This window comes from Kitasatospora sp. NPDC098663, assembly GCF_044760075.1.
GTDB lineage: Bacteria > Actinomycetota > Actinomycetes > Streptomycetales > Streptomycetaceae > Kitasatospora.
This window is the reverse complement of the sequence record NZ_JBIWAP010000005.1, coordinates 1-18408: the sequence shown is the minus strand read 5'-3', so window position 1 is coordinate 18408 and position 18408 is coordinate 1. Positions and strand designations below refer to the sequence as shown.

The 18408-nt window shown below is 73.9% G+C and carries 15 protein-coding genes and 3 pseudogenes; 10 read left to right on the top strand and 8 right to left on the bottom strand.

Annotated elements, in window-relative coordinates:
* The first annotated feature begins 161 nt into the window (after positions 1-161).
* On the top strand, positions 162-2576 hold the full coding sequence (locus ACIQVZ_RS06880) for a LuxR C-terminal-related transcriptional regulator (protein WP_402447739.1): 2415 nt from the start codon (positions 162-164) through the stop codon (positions 2574-2576).
* Here the strand turns inward: ACIQVZ_RS06880 and ACIQVZ_RS06875 are convergent.
* Both ACIQVZ_RS06875 and ACIQVZ_RS06870 read right to left on the bottom strand, forming a co-directional pair.
* Entirely contained in the window at positions 2566-2733 is a 168-nt protein-coding gene (locus ACIQVZ_RS06875) for a hypothetical protein (RefSeq protein ID WP_350876060.1), read from the bottom strand. The genes ACIQVZ_RS06880 and ACIQVZ_RS06875 overlap by 11 nt on opposite strands.
* Before the next feature lie 45 nt (positions 2734-2778).
* Entirely contained in the window at positions 2779-2955 is a 177-nt protein-coding gene (locus ACIQVZ_RS06870) for a hypothetical protein (RefSeq protein ID WP_350876063.1), read from the bottom strand.
* 219 nt (positions 2956-3174) lie between these two features.
* On the opposite strand from ACIQVZ_RS06870, the gene lxmK reads away from it, so the two are divergent.
* From lxmK to ACIQVZ_RS06855, 3 genes are read left to right on the top strand one after another with little or no spacing between them, the layout of a single operon-like run.
* On the top strand, positions 3175-4365 hold the full coding sequence (gene lxmK, locus ACIQVZ_RS06865) for a class V lanthionine synthetase subunit LxmK (RefSeq protein WP_402447737.1): 1191 nt from the start codon (positions 3175-3177) through the stop codon (positions 4363-4365).
* Positions 4362-5405 carry a T3SS effector HopA1 family protein gene (locus ACIQVZ_RS06860; protein ID WP_402447735.1) on the top strand — a complete coding sequence of 348 codons (1044 nt, stop codon included), beginning with the start codon at positions 4362-4364 and terminating at the stop codon, positions 5403-5405. The genes lxmK and ACIQVZ_RS06860 overlap by 4 nt, the downstream gene beginning before the upstream one ends.
* 5 nt (positions 5406-5410) lie before the next feature.
* Positions 5411-6391, top strand: coding sequence for an LLM class flavin-dependent oxidoreductase (locus tag ACIQVZ_RS06855; RefSeq protein ID WP_402447734.1), 981 nt, complete (start codon positions 5411-5413; stop codon positions 6389-6391).
* A gap of 166 nt (positions 6392-6557) precedes the next feature.
* Here ACIQVZ_RS06855 and ACIQVZ_RS06850 read toward each other — a convergent pair whose 3' ends face one another.
* Entirely contained in the window at positions 6558-7793 is a 1236-nt protein-coding gene (locus ACIQVZ_RS06850; RefSeq protein WP_402447732.1) for an epoxide hydrolase family protein, read from the bottom strand.
* Positions 7794-7928: 135 nt separating this feature from the next.
* Here ACIQVZ_RS06850 and ACIQVZ_RS06845 point away from each other — a divergent pair.
* Positions 7929-8143: pseudogene (locus ACIQVZ_RS06845) on the top strand (short-chain dehydrogenase); the annotation flags it as partial.
* Positions 8144-8323: 180 nt separating this feature from the next.
* Here ACIQVZ_RS06845 and ACIQVZ_RS06840 read toward each other — a convergent pair.
* From ACIQVZ_RS06840 to ACIQVZ_RS06830, 3 genes are all read right to left on the bottom strand, one after another.
* On the bottom strand, positions 8324-9178 hold the full coding sequence (locus tag ACIQVZ_RS06840; RefSeq protein ID WP_402447731.1) for a PIG-L family deacetylase: 855 nt from the start codon (positions 9176-9178) through the stop codon (positions 8324-8326).
* Positions 9179-9371: 193 nt separating this feature from the next.
* Positions 9372-10190 (bottom strand): hypothetical protein, encoded by an 819-nt coding sequence (locus ACIQVZ_RS06835; RefSeq protein ID WP_402447729.1) that lies wholly within the window; start codon positions 10188-10190, stop codon positions 9372-9374.
* 204 nt (positions 10191-10394) lie between these two features.
* Positions 10395-11471, bottom strand: coding sequence for an Lrp/AsnC family transcriptional regulator (locus tag ACIQVZ_RS06830; RefSeq protein ID WP_402447727.1), 1077 nt, complete (start codon positions 11469-11471; stop codon positions 10395-10397).
* A 176-nt stretch (positions 11472-11647) separates the two neighbouring features.
* Here ACIQVZ_RS06830 and ACIQVZ_RS06825 point away from each other — a divergent pair, with 176 nt between their 5' ends.
* Both ACIQVZ_RS06825 and ACIQVZ_RS06820 read left to right on the top strand, forming a co-directional pair.
* The gene (locus ACIQVZ_RS06825) at positions 11648-12832 is read left to right on the top strand and encodes a M20 family metallopeptidase (RefSeq protein ID WP_402447726.1); all 1185 of its coding nucleotides are present in this window, start codon (positions 11648-11650) and stop codon (positions 12830-12832) included.
* A 74-nt stretch (positions 12833-12906) separates the two neighbouring features.
* Positions 12907-13233 (top strand): nuclear transport factor 2 family protein, encoded by a 327-nt coding sequence (locus tag ACIQVZ_RS06820; protein ID WP_402447724.1) that lies wholly within the window; start codon positions 12907-12909, stop codon positions 13231-13233.
* Between the two features lie 54 nt (positions 13234-13287).
* Here ACIQVZ_RS06820 and ACIQVZ_RS06815 read toward each other — a convergent pair whose 3' ends face one another.
* Complete coding sequence (locus ACIQVZ_RS06815; RefSeq protein WP_350876088.1) at positions 13288-13968, bottom strand: hypothetical protein; 681 nt, start codon at positions 13966-13968, stop codon at positions 13288-13290.
* 287 nt (positions 13969-14255) lie between these two features.
* Here ACIQVZ_RS06815 and ACIQVZ_RS06810 point away from each other — a divergent pair.
* Positions 14256-14360, top strand: a pseudogene (locus tag ACIQVZ_RS06810) (transposase); the annotation flags it as partial.
* Between the two features lie 29 nt (positions 14361-14389).
* On the opposite strand, the pseudogene ACIQVZ_RS06805 reads toward ACIQVZ_RS06810, so the two are convergent.
* Positions 14390-14707 (bottom strand): annotated as a pseudogene (locus ACIQVZ_RS06805) (response regulator); the annotation flags it as partial.
* Here ACIQVZ_RS06805 and ACIQVZ_RS06800 point away from each other — a divergent pair.
* Positions 14706-15101, top strand: coding sequence for a hypothetical protein (locus ACIQVZ_RS06800; RefSeq protein WP_402447723.1), 396 nt, complete (start codon positions 14706-14708; stop codon positions 15099-15101). The pseudogene ACIQVZ_RS06805 and the gene ACIQVZ_RS06800 overlap by 2 nt on opposite strands.
* Positions 15102-15258: 157 nt before the next feature.
* Positions 15259-18030, top strand: coding sequence for a hypothetical protein (locus tag ACIQVZ_RS06795; RefSeq protein WP_402447721.1), 2772 nt, complete (start codon positions 15259-15261; stop codon positions 18028-18030).
* Positions 18031-18408: the final 378 nt, after the last annotated feature.

The window sequence follows — 18408 nt, the reverse complement described above, 5'->3', positions numbered from 1 at the left end:
ACCGATGCCGAACCGGCGACGCTGAACCGGCGATGCCGGACCGGCGGCGTCCCAGAAGTCTGGGATACCGCCGGCCGCCGCCGCCGTCCAGGATCAGTACGGACGATCCCGCCGGCGCGCCCGCGCCGTGTAGGCGGGCGGAGCCGGCCCTGGAGCCGTCCATGACCATCTTGTTCGAGTCCGGCGTCCCCCGGCAGGAGCCCGCGGACCACCGGGCCTTCACGGGTGAACTGTTCGGGCGAGCACGTGAGACGGCCGAACTGCTGCGGCTGCTCGCCGACCCCGCCGTACCCGGCGTGCTGCTGCACGGCCTGCCGGGCAGCGGCAAGACCCGGCTGGCGTTCGCGGTCGCCGAGCAGTACCGGGCGGCGGGCGGGGCGGCCGGAACCCCGGGACCAGCCGAGCTGCTGACGGTCGATCAGGTCGAGCCGGACGACTACCTGGCGCTGCTGGCCCGGTGCGCCCCGCGTGGGGTGAAGCTGCTCGCCACCGGTCGGCTGCCGCCCGCCGGCGGCGGCGTGGCGTACCGGGTGGACCCGCTGGCCGTTCCGGTGGACTGGTCGCCGACCGACCTGGACGCCTTCTGCCGCACTCCCGCGGTACAGGTCTTCACGGCCGCCCGGCGGGCCTGGAGTCCGGGCTTCACGGTGACCTCCCGGAACCAGCAGACCGTGGGCCGGATCTGCGTGGAACTCCGGGGCCTGCCAGGGGCGTTGGTGCTCGCGGCCCGGGTGGCGGCGCTGGAGGGCGTCGGCACCGTGCTGGCCGCACTCGGCGGGGCGGGGGGAGGCCGCCTGGTGGCCGCCTATGTCGAGCCGGCTGGCCCGCCGCCCGTCCCGCTGCCCGTTCCGTCGGCGGACCGGTCGCCGGGATGGTCGCGGGGGCGAGAGGTGGGGCGAGAGGTGGGGCGACCATCAGGGCGATGCGGCCCGCTCGGCGCCGACGCGGCGCGGCTGATGTCCTGCACACCCCTGTTCGCCGGCGGATTCGGGCCCGAGGCGCTCCGGGCGGTGTCCGGGATCGCGCCGAGCGCCTTCCCGGCGGCGTTGGGGGCCCTGCTCGATCGGCAGTCGCTGACGCTGGAGGACCGGCCGTCCGGCCGACTGGACGGTGCGGCCGAGACGCGACTGTACGTGCCGTTCGGCGACCTGCCCGAGGTCCGGCCCGCCGGCGGCCCACTCGTCGTCCTCATGCTCCGCCATGCGCGCTACTACGCCCGGCTCGCCGCCGGGGCCGCCCGTCGGCTGGCCGCCGGTGACCAGCCGACGGCCCTGCTCGCCCTGCGCGTCGAGGAGGCCAACCTCCGGCTGGCGGTCGGCACACTGACCCGGTTCGGGTTCACCGCCGAGGCCCTCGACCTGATGGAGCAGTTGCTCGCCCACGCCCGAGTCGCAGGCCTCGGCCCGGACTGGGCCGACCGGCCCGCCGTGCCGCTCGGCGCCACCAGTCCCACCGATCCCGCCGATCCCACCGGCATCACCGGCGGGCGAGCGCGGGTCCGGCTCGCGCTGATCCGCGCCGAGGCCCGACTGCTCGACGGCGACCACGAGTTGGCGAGTTCCCTGCTGGACGAAGCCGAGGCGGCCTCATCCCGGCCGGACCGATCCCGGACCGCGCCCGATGAACCCTCCACGGCGGCCCGACTCCTACGGCTGCGGGGTCTGACCGGATGCGACCGGGACCCCGAGCGTACCCTCGCCGCCCTCACCGGGGCAGCAGCGCTCCTCCGTGCGGCCGGTGACGAACCGGCGGCCCTGCGCGTCGAGTTGGAGGCCGCCCTGGTCGGGTTCCGGCTCGGTCGGACCGGGCCCGGTGGCGCACTGGCGGGCCGGGTGCTGACCGCGGCCCGGCGCCGGGGGGACGTGCTGCTGGTCGGCACGGCCCTGCTGCACCTGGGCCTGCTCGCCGCCGCCGGGGGCGATCCGTCCGCGTCCCGCGCCCACTACGTCGAGGGGCTGGCCCACCTGCGCCCACTCGGCGCGGTCGCCACGCTCGGCGCGCTGGTCGGCCTGGTCGCGAGTCCGCTGCGCCCCGCACCGGCGCGGGCGGCCGACGCCGCCCGGCTGCTGGGCAGCTTCCATCCGGGGCGAGCCGGCATCCCCGGCGACCCCGCGGATCCCGACCTGGCCACCGCCCGGCTGCTGCCCGGCATCCGCCGCCGCCTCGCCGAGGACGAGTTCGCCCACGCGCTGGCGACCGGCGCGGACACCGCGCTCCTGGACCTGCTCTGCTCCCTCTCCCTCGTCCTCCCCCTCGCCGAGCCGCACTCCGCCGAGCCGGACTCCGCCGAGCCGGACTCCGCCGAAGCACCGCCGAGGCGGCAACTGACCAGTCGGCAACTGGAGGTCTCGCTGCTGGTGGCCGACGGACTGAGCAACCATCAGATCGCGCGCCGCCTGGGCATCTCGGAGTGGACGGTGGTCAACCACCTCCGCGAGACGATGCGGCGGTTGCAGTGCTCCTCGCGGGTCGGCGTCGCCGGCTGGGTGCACCGCTCCGGCCGCCGGCCGGGCCCCGCCCGCAGCGCGCCGCGAGGCCCGGACGACGTGACGCTCGACGGGTCCGTCAGCCGATGATGGTGATCGTGACGAGCGAGAGGACGACGAGCGAGACGGTCGGGGTGACCTCCAGCTCCGCCGGGACGCCGGCGACGCCGGTGCTGGCGAGCTCCGCGATCGCGGCGTTCGGCGTGGTGTAGGCGGCGTAGCCGCCCATCAGGTCAGCAGTACTCATGTCGAACTCCCTTGAGATGGAGGGGGAATCAGGTCTGCGAGCGGATCACAGCTGGGTGGCGATGGAGACCACCACCAGGGAGATCGCCTCGGTCCACGGGGTGACCGTGAGGACCGGGGTGAACTCCAACTCGGCCGTGATGCCGGTGCTGGCGAGCTCCTCGATCGCCGCGTTCGGGGTGGTGTAGGCGGCGTAGCCGCCCATCAGGTCAGCAGAGCTCATGGTCATCCTCTCGACTCGTCGGATTCGAGCTCGGATCGGGCCCGGATTCGGCTTCGGATTTCGGGCGAGGAGCGGGTTCCTCGACCGCCCCCAGCAGATCAGGCGTTCGATGCCGGTGCCCAGTAGCAGGAAAGTGGGGGCATCCTGCCCCTTGCCCGCCCTGGCATGACACGATCCTGCCCGTGGCGACCGTCGGCCGGGATCCCTAGCGTGGCCGCCATGGCAGCGACAGTCTCGACCCCACCGGCCACGCCGGCAGCCGACCGGGCCGGCCCCGGCCGCACCCCGGGCATCTTCGAGTACGCGCCCGAAGTGCCGGTGGCACTGGCCGCGTTGGGTTTCGCCCCGCTGGACCCGGACAGCCTGGTGAGTCATCTCGGCCGCAACGACTCGTGGGCGGGACGCACCACGGACGGCACCGGCGTCTTCATCAAACGACTCGACGGCCAGGCCCCCGACGGAACCGACCGCTACGACCGCTCCTGCGCCTTCGAGTCGGCCCGGACCGGGGCCGGCGCACTCTCCTGGGAGTCTCCGGCGCTGCTCGGCGGCGACCGGAAGCGGTTGGTGCTGGTCTTCGACCTGCTGGCGGACGCCGTCACCGGGAACACCCTCGCCGACGAGGACGGCTTCGACACCGGACTCGCCCGGCGGGCCGGCCGGGCGCTCGCCGAGCTGCACGGCTTCCCGACGGCCGACGTCCGACCGAAGCCCCGCCCCAGCACGCGCACCGGCCACCGGCTGGCCGCGCTGACCGTGGCCAAGTACACCGCGAGCAGCGGCGCCGAACTGGCCCTGTGGGGCCTGCTCCAGCAGGACCGCCGACTGCACGGCGCCCTGCGCGAGTTGGACGCCCGCTCGGCCGCCGCCGACCACCTCCCGGTCCACGGCGACCTGCGGCTGGACCAGTTCCTGCTCTGCGACGGCACGCTCCAGCTGACCGACTGGGAGGAGTTCCAGCTCGCCGACCCGGCGATCGACCTCGGCGGCTTCGTCGGGCAGTGGCTGTACCGCGCGGCGAGCCGGATGTTCACCGGCGTCGACACCGACGAGGTCGACGCCGAGGTTGACGTGACCGGCCCCGGCCCCGGCCCCGACCTCACTGACGGCGGCCGACCCGCCGACGCCCACGGCGCCCTCATGCGCAGCGGAGAGCGCGAACTGGCCGCCGTCCTCCCGGTGATCGGCGCCTTCTGGCAGGGCTACCGGCAGCAAACCGACCGGCTCGATCCCGAACTCGCGGAGCGGGTGGTCGGGTACGCCGGCTGGCACCTCTTCGACCGCACCATGGCCACCGCCGGCGTCCGGCCCACCCTGAGCGCGGTTCAGCGCGGCATCGCCGGTGTGGGACGCGGGGCACTGCTCGCCCCGGACCGGTTCATCGAGGCGATCGGGCTGGTGGCGTCATGACGCACGTGTCCGAACAGCTCGCGGCCGCACTCACCGGCATCGATCTCACCGAGTACCCGCAGGCCGTCACGGTGGACGGCCACCGCATCAGCGCCGACTCACCGCGCGGCCTGCGGATCGCCCTGGGCACGGCGCTCTACGAGCAGTGGCACGCCGGCCTCGACCGGTCGCGCCTCGACCGATCCGGCACCGCCACCCGACTGCCCCGCCGTGACGTGGAGTTCGAGCGGCAGCTGATCTCGGCGACACCGCACGCGGACACGCTCGCCCCCGCCCACCTGCGCGCCGCCGTCCCGACCGGGACCGGGACCGGGACCGAGGCCGGGGCCGCAGCCGGGGCCGGAGCTGAGTGCGGGACCGGAACCGGGGGCGCCGCCACGGAGTTCACGGTCGAGCTGGGCGGCGTGACGGTCCGCGTCCCGGCCACCGCCGTCCGGAGCGACGGCCCGCGACCGGCGGACACGTCCGTGACCGTCGAGCTGCCCGCCGTCCGCCCCACGCTGTCGCCCGGCTTCCTGCTGGTGGACGGGCCGCACGGCGGGCCGCACGAGGGCGAGTCGCTGCGGCGGCTCTACCTGCACGTCGAGGACTTCACCGCCGCGCCCGCGCTCTGGGCGGCGCTGCTCCGGGAGCTGGCCGCCCGCTCGCTGCGGTACCGGGCCAAGATCCTCTCCCGGCCCTGGTCGTACCCGCGTCGCGACGCGGTCGTGCTCTACCTCCCCCGGTCCCACGCCGACGAGTTGACGGCCTTGGCGGCGGCCCTGCGCGACCTGCCCGGCCTCGGAACGCGGACCTCGGTCTTCGCCCACCCGTTGGGGCCGGGCATCGCCACCGCCGACGAGCCCGGCGACACCAGGGCCGGGTGGCGCGGCCGGAGCTTCGGCCAGCACCGGGCGGCGGCGGTGGCCGAAGGAGTACTGCGACACGCGGCCGCCCCGGACGGCCCGGCCGGATCAGGCGGACCGGCGCTCGCCGCCTCCGTCGCCCGATCGCTGCGCGACGCGGCCACCGACCCCACCGACCCCTCGCGGAACGGCTGAGCGGCATGCGGATCTCCGTCCTCTTCCCGCACGCCCTCCGCGACCGGGCCGACCTCACCGCGCTGACGGCGCTGGCCTCGCTGGTGGGCGCCGGCGCGGCCGACCGGCTCTGGCTCGGGCAGTCCCTGGCGGTGGAGAGCCACCAGGCGCTGGCCTGGCTGGCCGGTACGGGGCAGCGGATCCCGGTCGGGCTCTCGGTCACGCTGACGGCCCTGCGGCACCCCTTCGAGGCGGCCGCCCAGGCCCAGTCCCTGGCCGTGCTCACCGGACACCGGCCGGTGATCGGCTACGGCGCGGGCGAACCCTCGCTCGTCGGCGGCCTGCTGGGCGCCCCCTACGCCCGGCCGGCCGAGGCCGTGGCGGACTACGTCGGCGCCGTCCGCACGCTGTTGGACGGCCGGTCGGCCGGGCCGCCCGCCCCGGGCCCCGGCCCCGCCGCGCCCGGGCTCCGACTCCCGCACGGGGGGCACCCGCCGGCGGTCGAGCTGGGCGCGGGCGTCCTGCGACCCGCCATGGCCCGCGCGGCCGGGCGGGTCGCGGACGTCGCGATCACCTGGATGACCCCGCCCCGGTACGTGGCCGAGGTCCTCGTCCCCGCCCTGGCCGAAGGCGCGGCGACGACGGGCCGGGCGGCGGCCCCGCCGAGAGTGGTGACCGTGGTGCACGCCGCCGTCGCCCGGCCGGGCCGCCACCCGATGGTGCTGGCCCAGCACGGCGCCGGCCGGCACCTGGGCGCGCCGCACTACGCCGACATGCTCCGCCGCGCGGGCCTGCACCTGGACACCCGCGACCCGGTGGCCGGCGCCCGCGAACTCGTCGAGTCCGGTGTCTTCCTCTACGGCTCGCCGGACCAGCTGGCGACCGAGCTCGCCGCCTACGGGACGGCCGGAGTCGACGAGGTGGTGCTGAACCCCGCCGGCGTGGTGCTGGCCCACGGGTGGGACGCCGCGCTGGCGGACCTCACCGAACTCCTCACCCGTTCTTGAGGACGTCGGCGAGGCGTGCCGTCGTGGCGCAGCACGAGGGTGTGGGGGGGCGTGGCGGACACGGTTCCGTCCGTCTTCCAGCACCCTGATCCCGCCGCCGGCCCCGCGCACGCCCCCGCCGGGCAGCGTTCGTCCGGCCTGTCGCCGGGCGAGCCGGCAGGGTTGTTCAGGGCCTGCGGTCGTGGAAGGTGCGGCGCAGGTCGCTGACCCAGGCGTGGGGATTCTCCCAGGGGATGAAGTGGCCTCCGTGGTCGTGGGCGTTGACGTTGACGTGGTTGAACCACGCGGCCTGCGGGCCGGTCCTGAACGCCCGGACGCGTTCGTCGGCGGTGTGGATGCCGGGCGGGTTCTCGTACGTGACGAGGGTGAGGCCGACCGGGGCCTGCACGACCGGGGTGCGGTCGTGGGCGGGGGTCCAGGGGTAGCGGTTGGCGTTGGCGTAGTAACGCATCGACGTGGCGATGGAGTTGTTCACCCAGTAGATCGTGGCGTGGGTGAGCAGGTCGTCCTTGGTGAAGACGGATTCGACGTCTCCGCCGTTGTCGCTCCAGGCGTTCCAGCGCTCCAGCAGCCAGGCGAGCAGCCCGGCGGGCGAGTCGCTCAGCCCGTGGGCCAGGGTGGCGCCGTCGAGCGTGTGCACGGCGAGGTGGGACGCCGAGCGGTGGTCCAGCTCGATGGTGCGGGCGCGGACGTCGGCGGGCTGGTCGTCGGTGAGGGGCCGGTTCCGGGCGAAGTCCCAGGCGCGGGGTCCGGTGAAGAAGTCGAGCGGCAGCCCGGAGCCGATGTGGATGCCGTACAGCTCGTCGGCGTACTTGTGGCCGAGCTGGCTGGAGACGATCCCGCCGATGTCGCAGCCCCCGGCGGCGTACTTCCCGTATCCCAGGGTCTCGGTCATCAGGGTGTGCCAGAGGTCGGAGACCTTCCAGAAGTTGACGTCCGGAAAGCCGGTGAGCGGGCCGGGGAAGCCGAAGCCGGGCAGGGACGGCACGATGACGTCGAACGCGTCGGCGGGGTCGCCGCCGAACGCGGCCGGGTCGGCGAGCGGGTCGATCACCTTCGACCAGTGCCAGAACGTCCACGGCCAGCCGTGGGTGAGGATCAACGGGATCGGGCGGGGGCCGCGGCCGGGCTTGCGCATGAAGTGCACCGGGACGCCAGCGACGCTCACCCGGTAGTGCTCGTGGACGTTGATGGCGGCCTCGGCCTTGCGCCAGTCGTAGCCGTCCCGCCAGTAGGCGACCAGTTCACGGAGGTAACTGTCCGGGACGCCGTAGGACCAGTCCTCGTTCCCTTCGTCCAGCGGGGGACGGGTCAGCGCGAGACGGGTGCGCAGGTCGTCGAGTTCCTCGTCGGGCACGTGGATCGGGGTGGGTTTCAGGGGAAAGGCGTGCGGGGCGGTCATGGCGTGGTTCCTTTCCGGTCCGGGGAGGAGAAAGCGGTGCCGTCGGCGGACGGGCACCAAGCAGGCCGGCGAATACGGCTACCCGCCCTGCCCGGCCGCGGCGGCGAGTCCGTCGAACAGCGTGGTGACGGCGGCAACGTCGCCCCCGGCCCGATGGACACCTCGTTCTTCTACCCGGCCGAGACCGACGACTCCGTCGCCTACCGCAGGCCGTCCGCCAGAACGGGATGCTCACCGGGATCGAGGACATCGCCCCGCTCGTGAAGTTCCTGCTCGCCGACGGCTGGACCGACGGCTGGTGGATCAACGGGCGGGCCGTGTTCGCCAACGGCGGCTACACCACCCGCTGATCGTGGTGGCCCGTGCCCGCTCCGGTCAGCGGAGCGGGCACGGGTACCGGCGGCCGGGGTTCCGGTCCAGGTCCGGTCCCTCGTCGACTGCCCCCGAGCGGAAGCGGCCACGCCCTTCCGGGCGTGGCCTGCATCGTTCAGTCCGAGGCCCCGGGCCTGCCCTGCGGCTCACCCTGGGGCTCAGCGCAGGCCGGTGAACAGGTCCTTCTCGGGCAGCGCCGCGCCGGTGGTGTCGAGGACCCGGACGAACGTCTCCACGCCCATCAGCTCGGTGAACCGCTCCCGACCCATCTTCAGGAAGAAGATGTTCTCGCCCTGGCTGGCGTGCGCGAGCAGCGCGTCGTACTTCTGCCCGCCGAAGGCGGTGGCGTCCACCCAGGTGGTGATCTCCTCGTCGGGCAGCCCGATCGGGGGCAGCTCCACGGCCTCCCCGGTGGGCTCCGGGTTGTCCCCGTCGGCTCCGTCGCCCCCGTCGGCGCCGAACTCGCGCATGAGCTCGCCGAAGCGCTGCATCATCGAGTGCGGCGCCGTGGTCCAGTACACCTTGGGCGTCAGGGCGGCCTGGGTGAGGGCGGCCATGGTGATGCGGTTGGCCTGGATGTGGTCGGGGTGGCCGTAGAAGCCGTTCTCGTCGTAGGTCACGACGACGTCGGGCCGGTAGCGGAGCATCAGGTCGGCGAGCTGGGCGGCGCCGTCGGCGACGGGGGTGCTCCAGAACGATCCCGGGGCGTCGTTGGCGGGCCAGCCCATCATCCCGGAGTCGCCGTAGCCGAGCAGTTCGAGGTGGTCGACCCCGAGGATCCGGCAGCTGGCTTCGAGTTCCTGGCGGCGCAGTTCGGCGACGGCGGCGGGGTCGTGGCCCTCCTCGCCCGGCTTGGCGCCGCCGGGGCCGTCGCCGCAGGCGCCGTCGGTACAGGTGACGAGGACGGTGCGGATGCCCTCGGCGGCGTAGCGGGCGAGGACGCCGCCGGTCGAGGTGGCCTCGTCGTCGGGGTGGGCGTGCACTGCCATCAGCGTCAGGGGCCGGTCGGCCATGAGTGTCGTCCTCCGGTCGGTCGGGTGTGGTCCGTCTCCCAGTCTGCGTCAGCGCCTCGGGCGGCTCGGGCCCGGGGGTGGTCGAGGCCGTCGGGCAGGTCGGCGTGGGGTGGCGCTGTCAGGGGGTGTGCTCGGCCTCCCGGCCGCCACGTGGGGCTTCCGGGGGTGGCCGCCGGCGGCCACCCCCCGACGGTCAGCCTCCGGCGCAGCCGCCGTTGCGGCAGTCGCGCCAGGGGCCCCAGGCGCCGCCCGGGGTCTGCTCGGAGATCTCGGCGGACAACGAGGGGCCGTTCCACATGTGCGCGACCACCGTCAGCCTCCCGTCGGCCGACTCGCTGACGGTGGAGGGGGTGGCCACCGCCTCCGGCAGCGGACCGGTGCCCAGGTTGGTCCAGGAGCCCCAGACGCCGGGGGTGCTCTGCTCGTTGACGTACAACTGCGGGCTGGCCGCGCCCTGGTAGACCTGGAAGAAGGCCGGCGCGCCGTTCGCCCGCTGGAAGGCCACCGGCACCCCGAAGAACCTCGGCACCAGCCCCCCGGTGGGGCCGAAGGGCTCGGGCGCCGACCACGGCCCGTCCGGGCCCGCCTGGTGCATCCGGACCAGGACCGACGACTGGTACCCGATGGTGAACACCTCCAGCGCGCCGTCGGCGTCCGCGACGGCGGTGAGCACCTGGTTCCGGTAGCTGAGGCTCATGCCGTTGACCTGGCTCCAGGCGCCGAACGGGCCACCGGAGGACGACTGCGTCTGGTACCAGATGGTCCCGCCGGTGCCGTCGTCGGTCGCGAAGACCGCGAACCGCGCCTGGGTGCCGTCGGGACGGGTGACCGTGGTGGACTGCCCCTCGGTGCCCGGGGGCGTGGTGGTGTCCCGGGGCCGGTCCGCCGTCGACGACACGGTCGCCGGGGCCTGGGCCTGGGCCTGGGCGGATGGTGCGAGGAGGCCGACTGCGCCGATGAGTGCGGCGCAGAGGGTCGCCGCCACGGTGCATCGCCGTGCGCTCTCGGGCATGGCTGGTCCCTGCCTTCCGATCGGTCTGCGGGGCCCGGCCGGGCAGTGGCGCGGACCGTCGGCCATCCTGCCCGCCGGGGCGACCGGTACGGGCGCCTACGCCCGGAAATGGCCGGAACACACGGGCGGGCCGCCGGGCCCGTGCGAGGCGGCCCGCGGCTCCTGGAGACGGCGCGTTGAAGCAGGGGCCGACCTGAACGGCCGTCAGGAGACCGGGATCGGGTCCCGCCAGATGTCCAGCGGAACGGCGCGGACGGCGCGTCCGTCCGGGTCGAGGATCCGGCCCATCCGCTTCACGGTGCGCAGCGACACGCGACGCTCGGCCACCCTCAGGTCGGGGAACCTGCGGGCGAGGACGGCCTCCAGCCGCTGGACGTCGGCGAGGGAGCGCTGCCAGACGGAGAGCAGGAGGTTGTGCGGGCCGGTGACGGACACGCACAACCGGACCTCGGGGAGTCTGGCGAGCTGGGGGCCGACCTCGTCGAGCCGGTCCGGGGGAAGGTCGGCCCGGAAGGTCGCCAGGACCGGGCGGCCGGCGTCGCGGGCGGCGATCTCGCAGCGGAAGCGGATCGCGTCGGAGGATGCCAGCCGGTCGAGGCGTCGGCGCAGCGTGGACGGGCTGAGCCCGGTGGCGGCGGCCAGTTCCGCTTGGCCGAGGCGGCCGTCGACGCCCAGCCTGATGAGCAACTCCCGTTCTTCTTCGCGGACTTCGGCTCGTACGCCGGACGGCGGCCCGTGGCCGGCCGGGTGATCGTCGTGCAGTTCCACGCGCTGGGCGGGGTCCAGTGAGTCCAGTCGCCAGCGGATCCCCTCGGCGTAGAAGCCGGTCGCCAGGTGGACGCGGACGGCGTTGACCCCGGGGAGTCGGCCGAGCCGTTCGGCGGTGTACCGGGAGACCGTCGCCAGGTCGGCGAAGGCCACGGTGACGGCGAGGTCGCAGCCCTGGGCGACGTGTTCGATGCTCATCACGTGCGGGTCCTCGGCCAGTTCGTCGGCGATCTGCCGGAGTCGGCCGGGAGCGCAGTCGAGGTCGAGGTAGGCGACGCACCCGCGGTCCTCGGGGTGCGGCAGACCGTAGGCGGTCACCCAGGCGATCCCGGCCTGCGAGAGCCGGTGCCAGCGGCGGGCGGCGGTGACCGGGCTGATCCCGAGCGTCTGGCCGAGCAGCGACCAGGGCGCGCGGGGCCGCAGCTGCAGCGCGTTCACCAGGGCGAGGTCCAGCTCGTCCACCGCCACCTCGGCGCCGGTCGTCTCGGCGTCGGTTGTCTCGGTGTCGGTCACCTCGGCGCCGGTCACCGTCGGCTGCCGGTGGATTCGTTCATCGAAGGGCCTCCTGGTGGCGTGATCCTGCGAAATCGCGGGCAGATCCCGCCGCGAGATCCAGAATCACGGAACAAGATCGCTCTGCACAAGTTCCCGACAAGTTCCCGCCACGCGCGGGATCGACGGAGGTGCCCGTGTCCCTGCACGACGACGCTCTCGCTCTGGCCCCGGACCTGGTCCGGCTGCGCCACGACCTGCACCGGTTCCCCGAGTTGGGCCTGGACCTCCCGCGCACCCAGGAGCGGGTGCTGCGGGCCCTGGACGGACTGCCGCTGGAGGTGAGCCAGGGCTCCGCGCTGAGTTCGGTCACCGCGGTGCTGCGCGGCGGCCGACCGGGGCCGGCGGTGCTGCTGCGCGGCGACATGGACGGCCTGCCGGTCGCCGAGAAGGCCCCGCTGCCGTTCGCCGCCGACAACGGGGCCATGCACGCCTGCGGACACGACCTGCACACCACCATGCTCGCGGGTGCCGCACACCTGCTGGCCGCACGGCGGGAGCAGCTCCACGGCGACGTGGTCTTCATGTTCCAGCCGGGCGAGGAGGGGTGGGACGGAGCCGGAGCCATGCTGGCCGAGGGCGTGCTCGACGCGGCAGGAACGCGCCCGGTCGCCGCCTACGCCCTGCACGTGTCGTCGGTCATGCGGCACGGGGAGTTCGGCTCCCGGCGCGGGCCGATCATGGCCGCTTCCACCGCGCTGAACGTGACCGTCCACGGCGTGGGCGGCCACGGCTCGGTACCGCACCGGGCCAAGGACCCCATCCCGGCGGCCTGCGAGATGGTCACCGCCCTGCAGACCATGGTGACCCGCCGCTTCGACGTGTTCGATCCGGTGGTGGTCACCGTCGGGCTGATCCAGGCCGGTACCCAGCGCAACATCATCCCCGAGACCGCCTACTTCGAGGCGACCGTGCGCACCTTCTCCGCCGAGGCGCAGTCCAGGGCCGCCGACACCACGGTGGAGCTGGTCAGGGCCATCGCGGCCGCCCACGGCCTGCGGGCCGAGGTCGAGTACCTTCCCCAGTACCCGGTGACGGTGACCGACGGGGCCGAGACCGACTTCCTGGCGGACACCGTCCGGGAGGTCTTCGGCGAGGAGCGCTTCCGGTCGATGCCGAACCCGATGACCGGATCGGAGGACTTCTCCCGGGTCCTGGACGCGGTGCCGGGATCGCTCGTGTGGCTCGGCGCCGCCCCGAAGGGCACCGACCCCGACGACCTGCCGGTCAACCACTCGCCCTACGCGGAGTTCGACGACGCGGTGCTCCCCGACGGGGCCGCGCTCTACGCCGAACTCGCCACCCGCCGCCTCGCGGCCTGAACCCGCCTGAACCCGGCCGAAACCCGTCACACGTAACACGTAACCCGTGCACCGAGGAAGGAACGATCAATCACATGACCGAACCGCGCGACGTGGTCGAGCAGCAGCTCGCCGCCTACAACAGCCACGACATCGACGCCTTCGTCGCCACCTATGCCGAGGACGTCACGATCCACCGGGCCGACGGCAGCCGGCTGCAGGGCCGGCAGGCGCTGCGTGACAGGTACGCCGGACAGTTCGCCAAGGGCCGCTGCCGGGCGGAGATCGTGGGGCGGCTCAGCGAAGGCGACTGGGTGGTCGACCACGAAGTCGCCCACGGCCTGGCCGACGAGCCGGTCCGCGTCCTGGTCGCCTACCGGGTGCGCGGAGGCCTCATAGACCGCGTCGACTTCCTGAGCTGAACAGCGCGGGCCCGTACGGTGGTCGCCGCGCGGCGCCCCGTCGGTGAACGGTCGTCAGAGGCCGGGGACGGCGTCCTTCGCGACGGTGTGCCAGTTGGTGACGATCGGCTTGTCGACCGGCGTGGTGCCGACGGCGATGCTGGCGGGGTCGGGGTCGGCGTTGCCGATGCCCACGATGACGTCGGTGAACTGGATCGCCTGGTTGGTGTTGGTGGTCTTCGTCATGATGCCCGCGTACGCGACCTTGGCGCCGCTCAGGGTGATCGGCTCGCCGGTGGACTGCTCAGCGTTGGCGGCCTCGATGCCGCGCGAGCCGAACGCGATGGTGGGGTGGGTGCCGGGGAGCGTGCAGGTGATGCCCGGCTTGGCCTTGGCCGTGATCAGGAGGTAGCCGCCGGCCTGGGATTCGGCCTTCGCGCTGAGGGCGAGGTCGTTGGCGCCGCAGGCCTGGCCGTAGCCGCTCTTGTCGGCGGCGGGGGCGGAGGGCGCGCCGGGCGACTTCGGTGTGGAGGACGACTTCGGCGCGGAGGGCGTCGTGGGCGCGTCGGCGGCCTTCGTCGGCACGGCCCCGGTGGGTGCGGCCCCAGCGGTCGCGGCCCCGGTGGGCGCGGCGGCGGTGGCCGCGGGGCTGGCGGCGGTGGAGCCCGTGGCGCTGTTGTCCGGCCCGCAGGCCGTCGCGGTGGCGGCGAGCGCCGCGACGGCGGCGGCGGTGAGGGCGAGGCGGCGCGTGCGCATGAGGTCTCCCGATGTCGTTCGGCCGGTGAGGTTCACCGGGTGTGATCACCGTAGGCGAGGGTCGTTCACAGGCAGGTGCGGGAAGTATCCCGATCCTGTCCCAGAAGCCGATGGGCCTTGTCCGCCGGACAGTTGACGGCTCACCCGGGCGGGGCCCGCGCCCTGCCCTCGCCTTGGCGGGTGCCCTCACCCCCGGCCGGCCGAACCCGGCCTGAGCGCGACGCCTGGGGAGTGACGCGTGCCGGCGGTTCCTGCGGCGGTGTCTGCCCGTTGGTCCGCCCCTGCCCACCAACCCGCTGGAACGGATCAACCGCGAGATCAAACGCCGCACCGACGTCGTCCAGGTCTTCCCCGACGACGACGCGCTCCTGCGGCTGGTCACCGCCGTGCTCTTCACCGGCAGGGCGGATTCGGCACGCAGGGCGCGGCAGACGTCGAGCCCGTCCATGACGGGCATCATCACGTCGAGGACCAGGAGGTCCGCCGGGCCGCGCCGGGCCTGCTCCAGCGCGGCCCGGCCGTCGTGGACGACGACCACGCGGTGCCCTTCCCGCTCCAGGCACAGGCGGGCCAGGTCGGCCTGCTCGGGATCGTCCTCGACGACCACGACATGTGCCTCCGGAGGCACTCCCACCGGTTCCTGACAGCCTCTCGACAAGTTCCTGACATCGACGGACCAGGGTGGTGGAACCCGCCGGGGGAGTGCCCCGGCCCAGCCTCCGAAAGGCTCCCGCGTCATGCCCTCCCGCCGCCTGGTGTCCCTCACGGCCCGCGTCATCGGGGCCGCCCTGCTGCTGTCAACCGTCCCCGCCGCCGACCGCAAGGCCGCCCCCCTGGTGGCGGCCGCCACCGTCCTCGGCGTCGCCCTGACCGCCGTCCCCGCGGGAGCGGTCGGGATCGGGGACCCGTACTTCCCCGACGACGGCAACGCCGGCTACGACGGGGCGGACCACGACGTCCGGATCGCCTACGACCCGGCGCGGCCCGACCTGTTGACGGGAGACACGACCGCCACCGCCCGGGCCCTGCGGTCGCTGGACCGCCTCTTCCCGGACCTCAAGGGCTTCCAGGTCTCCTCCGTCACCGTGAACGGCACCCCGGCGGAGTCGGCGCAGCTGCATCAGCGCCCCTGAGCTGCGGGGTCGGGACACGCGCGGAGGCGGGGAGCGTGGACGACGACTGCCCTGGACGGCTTTGTCCATCAGTCGTGAACATTTCGCAGTCGTGAACATTTCGATTCGCCCGTTCTCGTGGACAGAGCCACGCGACCAACGACGAGGAGACATCATCGTGAGACAGCTCTCACGCGCACTGGCGGCTGCCCTGGCAGCCGTAGCGCTGGCTGCGGCTGCGCCAGGGCCGGCGCACGCGCAACCGGTTACCGAGTCCATACCCGGCGCGCCGCCGGGCGCCTCCGGGGAGCGGCTGCCGGAGGGGTGGCGGGTCGAGGGCGGGGAGCTGATCTGGAGCTCGCCCGAGCCCGTGGGCATGGGCGGCGCCCTGGTCAAGTTCCGCTCGGGGGAGCGGACCCTCGGCGTCCCGAAGCCTTCCCCCGACCAACGCACCTTCCGGCTCCCCCTCGACGGGGCGAGGGTCGGACCGGTGAGCGAACTCCAGGTGGTCGCCGGTTCGCGGCGGCTGGACGCCGCAAGGGCCGACGAGGCACCTGGTCACCTGCGCTCGTCGGCCGTGGCGGCGCCCCAGGACCTGTTCCCCGCCAACCCGGTCGACCCCGGTGTCGCCGGTGCGTTCCACACCATCAGCGGCGAGTACACCCTGGAGTCGGTGAGGCTGCCGGGCTACGCCGAGCCCGTGGAGATGCGCGCCACGGTCGTCGGCCCGACGGACGCGCCGGGGAAGCGACCGCTGGCGCTCTTCCTCCACGGCCGCAATGCCACCTGCTACGAGCCCGGCAAGAACAGCGCGGGCATGGAGTGGCCGTGCAAGCCGGACAAGAAGGAGGTCCCGAGCTACCGCGGCTTTCTGTACGACCAGGAGCGCCTGGCATCCCAGGGCTATGTGACGGTTTCCATCTCCGCGAACGGTGTCAACGCGCAGGACGGCCGCGCGGCCGACTTCGGGGCGCAAGCCCGTTCGTCCCTGGTGCGCCAGCACCTCGCCCGCTGGGCGGAGTGGGGTGCGAACCCCGCGAAGGCCCCCGAGGCCGTGCGCGCGACGGAGCCCGCAGACCTCTCGAAGGTACTCCTGGTCGGCCACTCCCGGGGCGGCGAGGGCGTCAACCTGGCGGCTCTCGACAGCGTCTCCCCGCCGCCGCCCGCCGAGGACGGCTACCGGGGGCCGGTGGACTGGCGGATCCGCGGCACCGTCCTGATCGGCTCCACCAGCTTCGGCCAGAACCCCGCGCCCGACGTGCCCTCCATGGCCATCCTGCCGGGCTGCGACGGCGATGTGAGCGATCTTCAGGGCCAGATCTACCTCGACGGCACCCGGGGCATCGGCCAGGGCACGGCGCTGCACAGCGCGGTGTACATGGTCGGCGCCAACCACAACTTCTTCAACACGGAGTGGACGCCCGGCCAGGCCGAGGCCCCGGCCGCCGACGACTTCTGGGACGACAGGAACAACCCGGACCCGGTCTGCTCGCCACAGGCCGAGACCCGGCTGAGTGCCCAGCAGCAGCAGACGGCGGGCGCCACCTACATCGCCGCGGCCGCGCGGCTCTTCCTCGCGGGCGACGACCGGGTCCGCCCGCTGCTCGACGGCTCCGACCGGAGCGCGCCCTCGGCCGGCCCCGTCCGGGTGCTGACCCACGCCGTCGGCGGCAACCGCACCCCGGCGATCCGGCCCGACGACCCGCTCTCGGTGACGAACGGGCGCGTGTGCCAGCAGATCACGACGAACACCACCCAGGCCTGTAGGACGGACTCCGGTCCCGGTAGGTCGCCGCACTTCGCGTCCTGGGCGGACACCACCAGTGAGCCGGGCCGCAACGCGGTCACGGCCCGCTGGACCAAGCCGGGCACCCCGGTCCGCCTGACGCCGGAGCACTCCTTCTCACTGGCGGGCTCCGACGCGCTCGCCCTGCGGGTGATGGTGCCGCCGAACACCCGGGGCACCCGACTCGACGTCGCCCTCACCGACACCTCCGGCAAGCGGGTGAAGCTCGGCCAGGTCACCGTCGACGGCCTTCCCGGCTCCAACTCGACGGCCGCGCACTGGGCGCGTGAGGTCCGCGTCCCGCTGAAGGCCGCCGTCAGCGCCGGTGTCGACCTGAAGCAGGCGCAGTCGCTGGAGCTCATCCCGCGCAACAGCTCCGGCGAGCTCTGGCTGATGGACGCCTGGGGCTGGCGCCCCGGCACCCCGGCGGTGAGCCCCGTCGCGCTCCCGCGTGTCGACATCGGCAAGCTGACGGTCAAGAAGGGCGGCTCCGGCACCCGCACCTACAACGTGCCCGTCCAGGTCGCCGGCGAGGGCACCGGCGTGATCAAGCTCGCCGTCCGCGACCCGGAGACCCACGAGTCCACCGTCCACACCGAAACGGTGAAGGCCGGCGGCTCCGTAGGCGTGTCGATCACGGTCAAGGGCAGCACCCGCTACAACCACGACCTCCGCCACGAGGTTGCGGCCAAGGCGGTGAGCGGCACGGCGGTCGGCAGCGCCTTCGGGGGCGTGCTCGTCGAGAACGACGTCCCCATGCCCACGGTCACCGTGACCCCGGTCGCCGACTCGGTCACCAAGGGCCAGAAGCTCACCTGGAAGGTGGAGCTCTCGGAGCCCGCCGACACCACCATCGAGACGCGGTTCGACTTCCAGCCGGTGAGCGAGGGCACGGAGCTGTCCACGAAGGACGTCGACAAGGAATGGCTCTCCAAACTCGGTGAACAAGCCGACCCGGAGCGGCCCCTGTCCGCGAACAGCCCCTCCCTCTGGGCGTCCGTCCCCAAGGGCGGGACGAGCACCGAAGTGTCCGTGCCCACGCTCCCCAACGCGCTGACCGGGTCCGAGAAGTCCCTGCGGATGCAGGTGTACATCCTCAAGGAGGACCAGTGGCTGGACGGCCCCCTCCTCACGGGGAAGGTCACGGGCGCGCGCCAGGGCTGACACCCTGGATCCACGTCCCACCCTGACGGTGCCCGAGCGCACCACCCGGACCATGGCACCGGCCCCCGCCGCGGGGGCCGGTGCCATCGGCGTGAGGGGCCACGCGGGGGCCACGGAAACCTGCTTCCCCCTCGACGGCCACTGCGGCGCCCTCCGAGCGACGGGCAAGAACGGCGCCGGGACCGGACGGACAGCCGGTCCGTGCGGCAGCGGCCCTTTGCGCCGCCGATGGCCGCCACCCCCGCTGGGTGACGGCCACCGAACAGGGCTCACGCCGTGGTCACTAGTGCTGCTCCGCGCAAGTTCGTGGAGGGGTCAGGTCGCCGGGCTGTCGAGGTAGAGGCCGCAGGCGCAGTCCAGGCATTCTTCGGGGGCGCC

Bases quoted from the DNA above. Each gene is read 5' to 3' on its own strand.
- ACIQVZ_RS06880 (WP_402447739.1), top strand. From the start codon at position 162: ATGACCATCTTGTTCGAGTCCGGCGTCCCCCGGCAGGAGCCCGCGGAC.
- ACIQVZ_RS06875 (WP_350876060.1), bottom strand. From the start codon at position 2,733: ATGAGTACTGCTGACCTGATGGGCGGCTACGCCGCCTACACCACGCCG.
- ACIQVZ_RS06870 (WP_350876063.1), bottom strand. From the start codon at position 2,955: ATGAGCTCTGCTGACCTGATGGGCGGCTACGCCGCCTACACCACCCCG.
- lxmK (WP_402447737.1), top strand. From the start codon at position 3,175: ATGGCAGCGACAGTCTCGACCCCACCGGCCACGCCGGCAGCCGACCGG.
- ACIQVZ_RS06860 (WP_402447735.1), top strand. From the start codon at position 4,362: ATGACGCACGTGTCCGAACAGCTCGCGGCCGCACTCACCGGCATCGAT.
- ACIQVZ_RS06855 (WP_402447734.1), top strand. From the start codon at position 5,411: ATGCGGATCTCCGTCCTCTTCCCGCACGCCCTCCGCGACCGGGCCGAC.
- ACIQVZ_RS06850 (WP_402447732.1), bottom strand. From the start codon at position 7,793: ATGACCGCCCCGCACGCCTTTCCCCTGAAACCCACCCCGATCCACGTG.
- ACIQVZ_RS06840 (WP_402447731.1), bottom strand. From the start codon at position 9,178: ATGGCCGACCGGCCCCTGACGCTGATGGCAGTGCACGCCCACCCCGAC.
- ACIQVZ_RS06835 (WP_402447729.1), bottom strand. From the start codon at position 10,190: ATGCCCGAGAGCGCACGGCGATGCACCGTGGCGGCGACCCTCTGCGCC.
- ACIQVZ_RS06820 (WP_402447724.1), top strand. From the start codon at position 12,907: ATGACCGAACCGCGCGACGTGGTCGAGCAGCAGCTCGCCGCCTACAAC.
- ACIQVZ_RS06815 (WP_350876088.1), bottom strand. From the start codon at position 13,968: ATGCGCACGCGCCGCCTCGCCCTCACCGCCGCCGCCGTCGCGGCGCTC.
- ACIQVZ_RS06800 (WP_402447723.1), top strand. From the start codon at position 14,706: ATGCCCTCCCGCCGCCTGGTGTCCCTCACGGCCCGCGTCATCGGGGCC.